9 protein-coding genes and 1 pseudogene are annotated in these 12,533 nt (G+C 39.4%); 8 read left to right on the top strand and 2 right to left on the bottom strand.

What is annotated here, in order from left to right; translation table 11 throughout:
- Window positions 1-247: 247 nt before the first annotated feature.
- Window positions 248-964 carry a biliverdin-producing heme oxygenase gene (locus V7K79_RS17380; protein ID WP_335049248.1) on the bottom strand — a complete coding sequence of 239 codons (717 nt, stop codon included), beginning with the start codon at window positions 962-964 and terminating at the stop codon, window positions 248-250.
- Between the two features lie 561 nt (window positions 965-1,525).
- On the opposite strand from V7K79_RS17380, the gene glmM reads away from it, so the two are divergent.
- The 6 genes from glmM (at window position 1,526) to hpsP (ending at window position 9,670) form a co-directional block, all read left to right on the top strand.
- Window positions 1,526-2,998, top strand: a complete 1,473-nt coding sequence (gene glmM / locus V7K79_RS17375; RefSeq protein WP_335049247.1) for a phosphoglucosamine mutase — start codon at window positions 1,526-1,528, stop codon at window positions 2,996-2,998.
- Window positions 2,999-3,396: 398 nt separating this feature from the next.
- Window positions 3,397-4,173 carry a glycosyltransferase family 2 protein gene (locus V7K79_RS17370; RefSeq protein ID WP_335049246.1) on the top strand — a complete coding sequence of 259 codons (777 nt, stop codon included), beginning with the start codon at window positions 3,397-3,399 and terminating at the stop codon, window positions 4,171-4,173.
- Between the two features lie 164 nt (window positions 4,174-4,337).
- Window positions 4,338-5,993, top strand: coding sequence for a hormogonium polysaccharide biosynthesis protein HpsL (gene hpsL / locus V7K79_RS17365; RefSeq protein WP_335049245.1), 1,656 nt, complete (start codon window positions 4,338-4,340; stop codon window positions 5,991-5,993).
- 271 nt (window positions 5,994-6,264) lie between these two features.
- Complete coding sequence (gene hpsN, locus V7K79_RS17360; protein ID WP_335049244.1) at window positions 6,265-7,245, top strand: hormogonium polysaccharide biosynthesis glycosyltransferase HpsN; 981 nt, start codon at window positions 6,265-6,267, stop codon at window positions 7,243-7,245.
- Window positions 7,246-7,279: 34 nt separating this feature from the next.
- Window positions 7,280-8,455, top strand: coding sequence for a hormogonium polysaccharide biosynthesis glycosyltransferase HpsO (gene hpsO, locus V7K79_RS17355; protein ID WP_335049243.1), 1,176 nt, complete (start codon window positions 7,280-7,282; stop codon window positions 8,453-8,455).
- Window positions 8,456-8,497: 42 nt separating this feature from the next.
- Window positions 8,498-9,670 carry a hormogonium polysaccharide biosynthesis glycosyltransferase HpsP gene (hpsP, locus tag V7K79_RS17350; RefSeq protein WP_335049242.1) on the top strand — a complete coding sequence of 391 codons (1,173 nt, stop codon included), beginning with the start codon at window positions 8,498-8,500 and terminating at the stop codon, window positions 9,668-9,670.
- Between the two features lie 2 nt (window positions 9,671-9,672).
- Here hpsP and V7K79_RS17345 read toward each other — a convergent pair whose 3' ends face one another.
- Entirely contained in the window at window positions 9,673-10,386 is a 714-nt protein-coding gene (locus tag V7K79_RS17345; RefSeq protein WP_335049241.1) for a hypothetical protein, read from the bottom strand.
- A 229-nt stretch (window positions 10,387-10,615) separates the two neighbouring features.
- Here V7K79_RS17345 and V7K79_RS17340 point away from each other — a divergent pair, with 229 nt between their 5' ends.
- Together V7K79_RS17340 and V7K79_RS17335 are read left to right on the top strand one after the other, a co-directional pair.
- Window positions 10,616-11,254 (top strand): peroxiredoxin, encoded by a 639-nt coding sequence (locus V7K79_RS17340; RefSeq protein ID WP_334914041.1) that lies wholly within the window; start codon window positions 10,616-10,618, stop codon window positions 11,252-11,254.
- Between the two features lie 115 nt (window positions 11,255-11,369).
- Window positions 11,370-11,954: pseudogene (locus V7K79_RS17335) on the top strand (Uma2 family endonuclease).
- Window positions 11,955-12,533: the final 579 nt, after the last annotated feature.

The following is a 12,533-nucleotide window of genomic DNA, read 5'->3' as shown; positions in this document are numbered from 1 at the left end:
TTAAAAATTCAGAAAACTAAATTTTATCTATCATATTCTTTTTTTAAATTGGCACTAACTGCTTTAATCATAATTGAGGGGCAATCTCCCCATGCTTACTTTCACGAATCAAAAGCAGTCACAAGGCTATTGCCCCTAAATATTTTGAGCGGCGATCGCTCTTTCCCCACAAACACTTATGAATTATCCTCGATCCGGCTATCTGAACTTATGACTCCACACACCATACTCCGCAATCTCAACACAATTACTCAGCAGTGATGAGTTCAGTACTACCGCGTGTACGACGCCGTGTGAGGGTATTATACAGCATTACACCGATCGCCTTAATTAAATTACCTTCCAATTCTTGGAATAGCTTCATGTTCGTGCCAAAGGCGGCGTTAGCTTCATCAACGATGCGATCGCTTGCCGCCTCGTCAAGGGGTAATTCATCCAAAATTTGCCGATATTTGGCTTTAAATGCCTTCTCATCAGTAATTTCTGGAAATTCATAAAAAGCTGTTCCTTGTCCATCAGACAAATTCATCGCTGTTACAGCAATATTTTTGAGAATTTGTCCCCCAGATAAGTCACCTAAGTAACGAGTGTATGAATGGGCGATTAACAATTCCGGTTCTGTAGCAGATATTTCTCGGATGCGCTGTACATAAGCTTCACCCGCCGGAGATAGTTTGATTTGCTCTTTCCAGTTTGCACCAAAGTAATAACTTAAGTCTTCCTCTAGGCTATGCTTGCGATTTAACTGAGGAAAATTAATTTTAGAAACTATTGGGTGCTGGCGGTGCTTTTCCATCTCTTCTTCCATCGCTGAGTAGACGAAGTAGAAGTTAGCAACAAGTTTCCGGTAAGAGTTTTTTTCCACTACTCCTTTTAAAAAGCACTTGACAAAACCTACATTTTCTGCCATCGTGTGGGCTTTCTTAGTGCCTACACGTAATTTGGTTGCTAAATTGCTGCTCATGCTAAATTTCTCAACTTTAAAAAGTTAACTGCCGGAGTTTTAATTCACTAACGGCTAAAAAGGCCATTAAAACGTTACCTTAAAACTATTTGATGAGAATTTATATTAAAATTTTTTAAGCTGTGATGATTTTGTAGTTTTTTACACAGCAACGAGGCTAAGAGAACAGAATTTTAGATTTCAATATTTTGATTTTTTGTATTCTTAGCTGAATCTTGCTATTATCCTCAGCTTTGGTGAAAATTTTTGTGATAAAACCAGAGTAATGTTTATTACACACTTCCTAGTTGGTAGCATTGTAATGCGTGAACTAATACAGATTGAAAATTGCAGGCATAAAGGGAATAATTGGCTAAGATGTGGAGACTTTATTAATAACGTAAAAACCAATACTAACTTTATCAAAGATTTACAACATAAAAGTGAGAAATTCAGTATTATTACGTAAATATAGCTTGATCTAAAATGAATTTCTTAAAGAGAAAAAGCATGTCAAAATTGCTGAATAAAGTCTTAAGTGCTATTTATTTTTCAGTGTGATTGTGTGGAGTGTTTAAAAATATGGTTTCATCTATAACTCGGACATCGGGCATTTCTGGGGGTTCTACTTCTGAAGTTGAGGGATTGGGCAAAGGGATTGAGAGCAGTTTTGGACTGAATTCAATCTCATTACCAGCAAATCCTTTATTTGGCACAGATGGGATTCGCGGGCGAGTGGGAGAATTGCTGAGTGCGCCTCTAGCATTGCAAGTTGGTTTTTGGACGGGGATTGTTTTACGTAACCATGCGACTCAAGTAGGGCCAGTCATTCTTGGACAGGACTCTAGAAACTCTAGCGATATGCTGGCAATGGCTTTGAGTGCAGGGTTAACAGCAGCAGGGTTAGAAGTCTGGTATTTGGGATTATGCCCCACTCCTGGGGTTGCCTATCTCACTAGCGTCACTAATGCCATCGGCGGAGTGATGATTTCTGCTAGCCACAATCCCCCAGAAGACAATGGGATTAAGATTTTTGGTGGCAATGGTGGGAAGTTACCGCAAATATTGCAGGCAGAAATTGAAGCGGGACTGCGTGGCAAAATATCACCAATAACTAGAGTCAGTAATTACGGACGGCATTACTCACGTTTCGAGTTAGTGGAAGATTATAGTTCGGCGTTGAAAAAACCCTTGAACAGTGCCTTAAATCTTCAGGGAATGAAAATTGTTTTAGACTTGGCGTGGGGAGCAGCAGTTGGATTAGCACCATCAATATTTACACAAATGGGGGCGGAGGTAATCTGCTTGCATAACGAAGCAGATGGCGATCGCATTAATGTTAACTGCGGTTCCACCCACCTAGACATTCTGGCAGCAACGGTACAAGAACACAACGCCGATATCGGCTTTGGCTTCGATGGCGATGCCGATCGCGTCTTAGCAGTAGACAATACAGGCAGGCAAGTTAACGGCGATTACATTCTTTACCTGTGGGGACGGCACTTACAACAAAACCAACAATTGCCAGACAACCTGATTGTATCTACAGTCATGGCCAACTTAGGCTTTGAGAAAGCTTGGCAGCAAATTGGTGGTAACTTAATTCGTACCGCAGTTGGCGACCAATACGTGCAAGCCGAAATGCAGCGTACTGGAGCAATGTTAGGTGGCGAACAATCAGGTCATATTCTTTGCTGTCATTATGCCGTGACTGGAGATGGCTTGTTAACAGCATTGCACATAGCATCTTTGGTAAAAGAGGCGGGTGTTCCCTTGAGCGAATTAGTAGATCAAAGCTTCCAAACTTATCCGCAATTGTTGCGGAACGTGCGAGTTGTCGATCGCGATCGCCGTTTGGGATGGCAAGATTGCCAACCTGTGCAACAAGCGATCGCTCTTGCTGAAACTGCAATGGGTGATTCTGGCAGAATTTTGGTTCGCGCCTCTGGCACAGAACCAGTCATCAGAGTAATGGTGGAAGCCGCCAATGCCGAACTCGCTAACTACTGGACAAATGAATTAGTTTCGCAAGTTCAGCAGCATCTGATGGACTAAATTAGTTAATATCTCATCTGTGCTTCAAAAAAACGCCAGGTTTAATCACAGCTTCTACGAATTAACTACCCTTGATTATGTGTAGAAGTTGTGACATTTTGATTATTCATTAAACCCAAAGAATCCCAAAGAGCCAAAGCTATGCTTTATCTCCCTTCACCGTTTGCCGAGAGAGGATTAAGAGGAGCCAGCGCGGTGAAGCACTTGCCGTCTTGGCGGTTTCCGTCGATAGCAAAATGCTGAACCCGTAAGGGTCTTCTTCCTTGGCGTGTGGGGTACAATGACTGTGGGAATCATAACTAAATTATCCGAACATGATATGAATTCAGTCTTAGCGTCAATCGGAACGTGGTATTATTTACTTCGAGATTCCTAACTATTTATTCTCATAAAATACAGTGCTTGTTTTTATTATCCCACTAAAAAGCGCACAAGTTTCCAATTCCTGGGAGCGTGTTACACAATTATTTGAAAGATGCATTAAATCAGTTTGCAATCAAACCTCACCTAACTTTCACGTTATTGTTGTTTGTCACGAAAAGCCCAGAATAAAATTCACTCATCCTCAAATTACATACATTTCAGTTGATTTTTCCCCTCCGAACGAGCCTACCCTTGAAGCCAAAGGAGACACAGATAAAGGGCGTAAAATCTTAAAAGGATTGACTTATGCACGTCAATTTTCTCCTACTCATACTATGACAGTTGATGCTGATGATTGTGTGAGTGAAAAGTTAGCCGAATTTGTTCAACAACATCCTGATTCTAATGGATGGTTTATAAATAAAGGTTATAAATATCAGGAAGGCAGTAATTACATATATATCAAGAGAAACAATTTTTATAAAATGTGCGGTACTTGTAATATTCTTCGATATGATTTGAATAATTTGCCAGAAACCGCAGAATATAATCGAGGCTACGGATACTATAAATATTATATAGACCACGCTGAAGTTAGAGATATTTTAAAGAACAAAGGAAAATCAATTAAATCATTACCATTTCCAGGTGCGGTTTATATTTTGGCAACAGGAGAAAATCTTTTTAACAATTCAAAAAGATTAAGATTTAACATTTTTAATCGTAAATTGTTAAATCAATCATTGAGAGATGAATTCGGATTATACAAATTACAGCAATCCAAAGAAATTTATCAACTATCAGAATTGTAAATTGTTTTTGAAAAAGTCTAAGTAGTCTTGTAGGGTGTATTAGTAAAGCGTAACACACCCAAAGCTTGGAATTATACCATAGTTTCGGTGCTAACACACCCTAAAGCAAACGTTAGTCCTATATAATGGAGTACTTTGCGAGGCTGATAGGCTACAGTGCCACTATGGCAAAATTCAAATCAAAATCTCAGCAATCTAAAAAATCGAAAAAGCAGGCTAAAAAGGAAACTTCTACCCTTAGCCTCAAAGAACAGTTAGCCCAAAAGCGCAAATCTGCCCAAGTACGTAAAGAAGTCATTAGCTTACTCACCACCGCCACTTTTGGTGGTGTCTTCGTTGGCATTGTACTTTTTTTCGTAGCTGGAATTAAAGCAGCAGTCCCTGGCGTGTTGGGGATAATAGTCATGTCCCTTTCCTACAAATATCCGCGCCAAGCTTTATATGCCTTCATCATTTACATACCTGTGGGAGGTACTGTCACCTACTACTTGGGCAATAGTCCCATACTGCAATTAGCTAAAGATGCCTTTTACGTTCCAGCGCTAATTGGACTTTGGCAGACTTGCCGTAGACAGGGGCTACCCTTAATTATTCCTAAAGGTATTAAAATCCCACTTTATATTGTTTTAGCTTGCAGTGTGCTAACACTGTTGTTTGTCAATGGTGGACAGCAATTTAACCCGCCTAGTGCAGGACTATTAGAAAAAGCACGCCAAGAAATACCATTAGGTATGGGAATTCTGGGACTAAAAGTATTTTTAGGCTATGTCCCCTTGATTGGTTGTGCCTACTATCTAATTCGTGATAAGCGGGATTTTCTATTTTTATTGCGCCTCCAGATTGTCCTCACATTGATTTGCTGCGCGCTGGGATTTATTCAATATTTCTTATTACTAACTGGTGTATGTCAAGGCACTAGAGGTCTGGAAGGAGATGCCTTATTTAGAGCAACACTCGAAGCCCGATGTTATTTTGGTGGAGCGTTAGTATATAGTCCCGAAGAAGGGATTATTCGCCTACCAGGGACATTTGTCGCTCCTTGGCAGTGGGCATGGTTCTTAATTTCTAGCACCTTTTTTACCTTTGCCACCGGCTTCAACGATCCCTCCCCAATATGGCGGATAATCGGTTTAGCTTCTTTGGTGGGAGTCTTTATTGATGCTGTAATTTCTGGACAAAGAATCGCCTTAGCTTTAGTACCAATCTGCTTCGGGATTTTGCTGTTGCTCACCGGACAACTTGGCAACCTAAAACGATTTATCCCCATAGGCGTGGGACTTGCCTTCATTCTGGGAATTGCGATGGTGGCTAACCCTGCTGTCGTACAAGAGAGAACCGAGAGTTTTACCAGTCGTTGGAACGCTTCACCACCTCAAGATTTTATCATCCAGCAATTTGAAGAAAATTGGAAAAATGTAGACGGGCCATTGGGAAGCGGCTTAGGACGAGCAACAAACTCTGCCCGTGTGATGGGTGAAACTAAGCTTGTAGAAACCTACTACCCGAAAGTACTTTATGAAGTGGGAATTTTTGGATTATTAGCGTTTTTGGGTTTGGTATCAACTTTAACAGTTCTTGGCTTTAAAACCTATCGCTCGATAAAAAACCGTAATTTCCGCAGTTCCGGAGCAGCTTTGTGGGTGTTTATATTGTTTATTAGTTACAACACTTACTACTATCCTCTGGATGTCGACCCTGTTGCTGCCTATTATTGGTTTTTTGCGGGAGTTCTTTTTAAATTACCAGAATTGGAGAAACAAGATAAGGAAGATGCCAACCCTCAGCAGAAAAACAAGAAAAAACGTCTAAAAACAATTTAAATGAAATAAAAATGGCCAAAGATTATGATTGGAGGTCAAAAATACCTCAGTATTTCAAACCTTGCTCGAAATTATCACTATACACTTACTTGTTGATGATACTTATTAATGGATAAGCAATTTCGTAGTCAGGGAAAAAAATAAAAGTGAGGTTTTCCAGAATACGTGAAAATACAGTATGTAAATTAAAGTAATAGTCACTTACTGAATTTCATGAAAATTAATTTTTACAAGGCTATTATAGGAGTAATAAAATTACTTAATAAATTCTATGAATAATTGGCCATTAGTTACTGTAGTAATCGCAACCTACGGACGAGAAGAAGCGCTACGTGATAGCATTGTGGATGTCTTAAAACAAGACTATCCAAATTTTGAAGTTTTAATTGTAGACCAAACTGCAAAACACCAACCAGAAATTCAAGCCTACCTAGAAGAGATGGCAAAGGCAGGCAAAATTAAATGGTTGCGCTTAGATTGGGCAAGTTTACCAGGGGCGCGGAATTACGCCGTCCGGCGGTCATCTGGTGAAATAATATTGTTTATTGATGATGATGTTCAGTTAACTCCTGGATTGTTAGCAGCCCATGCGAAAAATTATGTGCAAAACCCAGAGGTAGGGGCTGTAGCCGGTCGGGTTTTTGACAGAATGAAATTAGGTGATTCTAGAGGAGATTTAGAGATTGAATATCTGCCTCCCGAAGCTATGGACCCAGGAATTGCTTGGTATCATATTGATTTAGTACATACCATAAAACCCCAACAAGTACTGACAGCAAGGGGTTGCAATATGTCATTTCGCCGTGAAATTTTTACTAAGTATGGATTGAGGTTTGATGAGAGATTTGCTGGGAGTGCAGTACGTGAAGAGTCAGATTTTTGTTTGCGGTTGCGACAAACTGGGTATAAAATTTGGTACGACCCAGAAGCCCATCTGGTGCATTTAGGCGAAGAAACAGGGGGTTGTCATGATATTAGTATGCGATCGCTAAAATATCAACTCACTTTCTACCACAACCATTTTTTACTGGGGCTGAAAAACCTGACTGTGACTCAAGCTTTGCGCTTATATGGTCGTTTATTTGACTGTCACGTTCTCGGACGCCCACCTTGTCATAAAAGCGGTTCCCCCATTAAAATTGCCACTCGCGCTATTTTCTACACTTTGGGTTTTTTCAAAGCCTTGGGTACTATCATCCAATCACTCTGGAATGATGGTCAAATTTACAGTCGATTAGATGAACAAGTTTAGTTAGGAGTTAGTGAAGGACAAATGACAAATAACAATGAAAATCTTAGTTGCTAGTCACACTTATATCGTAGACCTCAACTGTGAAAAACTACGTGCTTTATCTCAATTAGAACCTGACATTGAAGTTACAGTTGTAGTCCCAAAACGCTGGAAACCAGGCGGTGTACAAAACAAAATTATTGAAACTGAATACCGTGATGAAGGTAGATTTAAAATAGTTCCAGTTTCTAATTTTAGTCAAAATCATCAGGGACTCCTTACCTTTGGCGCTGATTTGATATCTTTATTCAAACAATTTCGCCCGCAAATCATCCAAGTAGAACAAGGGTCTAGAGCCTTAGCTTATACTCAAATGATTGCCTTAAATCAGCTATTAGGACTCAAGGCAAAAAATGTATTTTTTACCTGGTGGAATCTTCCTTATGAATTGAAATTACCAATTTCTTTATTAGAAAAATATAACCTTAACCACAGCCACGGTATTATTTCTGGCAATCAAGATGGAGCAGAAGTTTTGCGACAACGGGGATATACAGGTGCAATTAAAGTCATGCCACAACTGGGTGTAGATGAAAGTTTATTTACTCCCAAAGCTCAACCAGATTTAGCAGCTAAGTTGGGCATTGCAAAAGAGGATTTCGTAGTAGGTTTTGTAGGGCGATTTGTCCAAGAAAAGGGTTTATTAACGCTTTTGCAAGCTTTAGCTACTTTGAAAAATAAACCTTGGAAATTACTATTATTGGGACGAGGAGAGTTACAAAGTGAATTAATGAGAATTGCAGCAGAAAACAATATTAAAGAACGATTAATTTTGATAGAAAGTGTTCCCCATGATGAGGTTGCAAGTTATATCAATTTAATGAGTACTTTAGTATTACCTTCAGAAACAACTTACAAGTTTAAAACCTTAACTTCTGCTGGCTGGAAAGAGCAATTTGGTCATGTGCTAATTGAAGCGATGGCTTGCCAAGTTCCTGTTATTGGTTCTGATTCTGGGGAAATTCCCTATGTAATTGGTGACGCTGGTTTAGTATTTCCTGAAGGTGATGTTCAAGCTCTTGCTAATTGCTTAATTCAATTAATAGATAAACCAGATTTTGCTCATAATTTAAGTGAAATAGGTTATCAAAAAGCAATGATTCAATATACAAATAAAGCTTTGGCTAAACAGCAATTAAAGTTTTATCAAGAGTTAGTCATTGGTCATTAGTCATTGGTCATTAGTGAATAACAAAGGATAAATGACAAAAAAATGAAAATATTACAAATTGTCCCCTCAATTTCTCTAATTTACGGTGGGCCTAGTCAAATGGTACTGGGATTAGCTCCAGCGCTAGTAAAAGAGGGAGTAGAAGTTACAATTCTCACAACTGATAGTAATGGTGATAATGGTCAAACACCTCTAGATGTTCCTTTAAATCGCCCAATTAAACAAGATGGCTATGAAATAATTTACTTTCGTTGCGCGCCGTTTCGTCGCTACAAATTTTCTTTAGATTTATTAAACTGGCTAAAACGTCACGCTCATGAGTTTGACATAGCACATATTCATGCTTTATTCTCGCCAATAATTAGTGCTGCTGCTATTGTCTGTCGTCAGCAAAAGCTACCTTATATTTTCCGTCCTTTAGGTACTCTCGATCCGGCTGATTTACAGAAAAAAAAGCAATTAAAACAGCTTTATGCCGCAATTATAGAACGTCAAAATTTAGCTAGTGCGGCAGCAATTCATTTTACCAGCGACCAAGAAGCTAAAATATCAGAACGTTTTGGAGTATCTACGCCAGATTTGGTGATTCCTTTGGGTGTGATTCCCCGTCAATCTTCTATTAAAAATGTATGTAGTCAGTTAGAAATACCAAAAGATATACCATTGGTTCTGTTTATGTCACGAATTGACCCGAAAAAGGGGTTGAATTTGTTGATTCCAGCGCTAGAGAAGCTGTTAGCGGTTGGTTATAAGTTTCATTTTGTCTTAGCTGGTACTAATCCCCAAGAACCAGATTATGAACAAAAGATAATATCCCAAATTCAAAATTCACCATTGCGATCGCACGCTACAATTACAGGCTTTGTCACTGGTGAACTCAAAGTTAGTTTACTACAAGCTGCTGATTTATTTGTCTTGCCTTCCTACTACGAAAACTTTGGGATTGCTGTAGCTGAAGCGATGGTTGCAGGTGTACCCGTAGTCATTTCTGACCAAGTGCATATTTGTCAACAGATACGTGATAGTGAGTCGGGTTGGGTAGGTACAACAGATGTCCAAGCACTGGTAGAGTTACTACAAGAAGCTTTGCAAAATCCCGCAGAACGCCAACGCAGGGGATTAAACGCCCAAAAATATGCATTGGAAAATTTTAGCTGGGATGCGATCGCAAGGCAAACAATCCAAGCTTACCAAAAAATTTTGACAAACAAATGAATTTAACCCAACGCAGACAATAGCAGTTTTTCCCAAATAGGCGCTAAAACTGCTTTGACAACGATATCCGCAATCACAAAACCAACACCAATCAACATATAAGTTTTTGGAAAGGGAGACTTCGGAACTTTGCCTCTGATGCGCATTACTAAATTTAATCCTAAAGCTGCTAAAGCTACCCCAGTGGCAATAAACCCGATTATCCGCAAAATTGACCAAGGATACCATCCTAAAATAGCTGCTAACCAAGGTTTAGTGCTAATTTTCACTAATTCCGTAACATAGAAATTCATGTAGTTCAGCATCCAAGTGCCAAATATCAATGCCACGCTACTTAAGGTAACAACGCAGAGAATACAAAAAATCCCGTAATACAATAAATGACCTGGTAAAAATGAACTCAGTGTTCCTTCTGAACCTTCTCCCGTGCGAATCCAGTGCAACATCTCTGTAGTGTATGACTGTCCACGGAGGATGACTTTTGCTGCTGTTTCTGGTAATATCGCTGTTGCTATAATTACAGCAATACTCTGCAAAACTCCCCACAATAACATCCACCAAAAAGCACTTTTATATTGTTGACGACGCACTTGTGAAAAGAAAATGGGATAGGGAATAGCAGCACCTAAAATCGGCATCAACCAGGGAACTCTAAAAACAAAACTTGCAGTTGTGCTGAGGATAACACCAATAACTAAAAAGATTACTATCATCATTACTAAAAAGAGTTGGGGAGTAGGGAAGGAAAAATATCTAAATATGCGATTTCTAATACCCAATCTTTAGTCTTTTTTATTAATTTTTACCTGCCTTATCCTTATATCCGAGAGTGTTGACAACCTAAAATTTTGTTTCAAACTGCTAAAGCCCGATTGGGGAATGGGGGTTTTATGTCATGATGGCATACTAGAATATATATGCCTTTCTAACTACAGGGAATCTCTTATGGCTCTCCGTCTAGGTGACACAGTACCCAACTTTACGCAAGCCTCAACACACGGCGACATCGATTTTTACCAATGGGCAGGTGACAGCTGGGTTGTGCTGTTCTCTCACCCTGCTGATTTTACACCTGTTTGTACAACAGAACTCGGCACAGTTGCCAAGCTCAAACCAGAATTTGACAAGCGCAATGTCAAAGCGATCGCACTCAGCGTTGATGATGTAGAATCCCATAAAGGCTGGGTGGGAGACATTGAAGAAACTCAAAGCACCACTCTTAACTACCCAATTTTGGCAGATGCAGATCGCAAGGTTGCTGACCTTTACGATATGATCCACCCCAATGCTAATGCAGCTGTGACAGTGCGATCGGTCTTCGTGATTGACCCTAATAAAAAACTCCGTCTCTCTTTCACCTATCCTCCCAGCACAGGACGCAACTTTGATGAACTTTTGCGGGTGATTGATTCTCTGCAATTGACTGATAATTACAGCGTGGCGACACCAGCTGACTGGAAAGATGGAGAGGATGTTGTAATTGTCCCCTCACTCAAAGATCCAGAAGTACTCAAACAGAAATTTCCCAAAGGTTATGAGGAAGTCAAACCCTATCTGCGGGTAACTCCTCAGCCTAACAAGTAAATCTGAAAATGATTTTGGATAAAAAAGCAAAGACGCCAAGATATAACTTAGCGTCTTTGTTTTTTGGGTGAGAATATAGTCAGTAGGCTAGCATCCGAACCTAGAGAAAATCCAGATGTTTTCATCCCCTTTGGTTTTGCAAATTCCGTCATCAATGCAAATGACAGATGAACAATTTTTTGAATTCTGTCAGGTAAATCGTGATTTACGCATTGAGCGAAAAAAGAGTGGAGAATTGGTAATAATGCCTCCTACTGTTTCAGAGACAGGAAATCGAGAAGTTAATATATTTGGGCAGTTATGGGTGTGGTCAGAACAAGATGGTACAGGTATAACTTTTAGCTCTAGTACCGGATTTAAATTATCAACAGGTGCAGAACGCTCTCCAGATGCTTCCTGGATTAAATTAGAATGGTGAAACTCTCTGTCTCCAAAACAGCAGCGAAAGTTTGCTCCCATTTGTCCAGATTTTGTAGTCGAACTCAAATCTGCTAGCGACAACCTCCAAACTTTGAAAGAAAAAATGGAGGAATATATGAATGAGCCAGGAATACAGTTAGGCTGGTTGATTGACCGTAAGCAGCGTAAAGTTTATATTTATCGTCCTGGATTGCCAGAGGAATGTTTGGATAATCCTACTAGTGTTAGCGGCGAGTTGATATTGCCTGGGTTTATTTTGAATATGAGTAAAGTTTGGTAAGAAAATTTTATTTAAATTTAGCTTGGCGACGACGATACAGCAGTTTAAATTGGGAAATTGACTTAACATTAAAGGGTAATTGAATAGTAAAACTGCTACCTTTGCCTAATTGACTCTGCACATTTAAACTACTTTAGTATGCCTGAATAATTGCCTTAGCGATCACTAATCATAATCCAAAACCACCAGTTTTACAACAGTGATCGCTATTTACTCAGTAAAAGCGATCAAAAATCCGAGTCAATTCCTGGTGGAATACCAATACCTGTATCCTATATTGCAAAGCGCATACTAATTTTATTAAGTTCGCTATCAGCGAACAAAATTTTATAAAACTGTGCTACACTGGGTTTAGTCAGGTTAAAGGAGACAGTTGCTATTCATTGGATCGTTATTTCGATCCGAGGGAGATCATAAAACATCTTCTACCGTGTTTGATGATAAAAACAGTGGAAAAACACTTTAGAAAGCATACGATAAAACAAGTAATTGTAAGTATCTATCTATATAAGCCCATGTAGGTAAACAACTAAAGAAGAAACACCACTGATGTAATCCAGCACACAAGCGCAGTCTAAG

The sequence above is a fragment of the Nostoc sp. genome, assembly GCF_036917575.1.
Taxonomy (GTDB): Bacteria; Cyanobacteriota; Cyanobacteriia; order Cyanobacteriales; family Nostocaceae; genus Nostoc.
The sequence above is the reverse complement of the archived record's forward strand: the minus strand, read 5'-3'. Positions and strand labels throughout refer to the sequence as shown.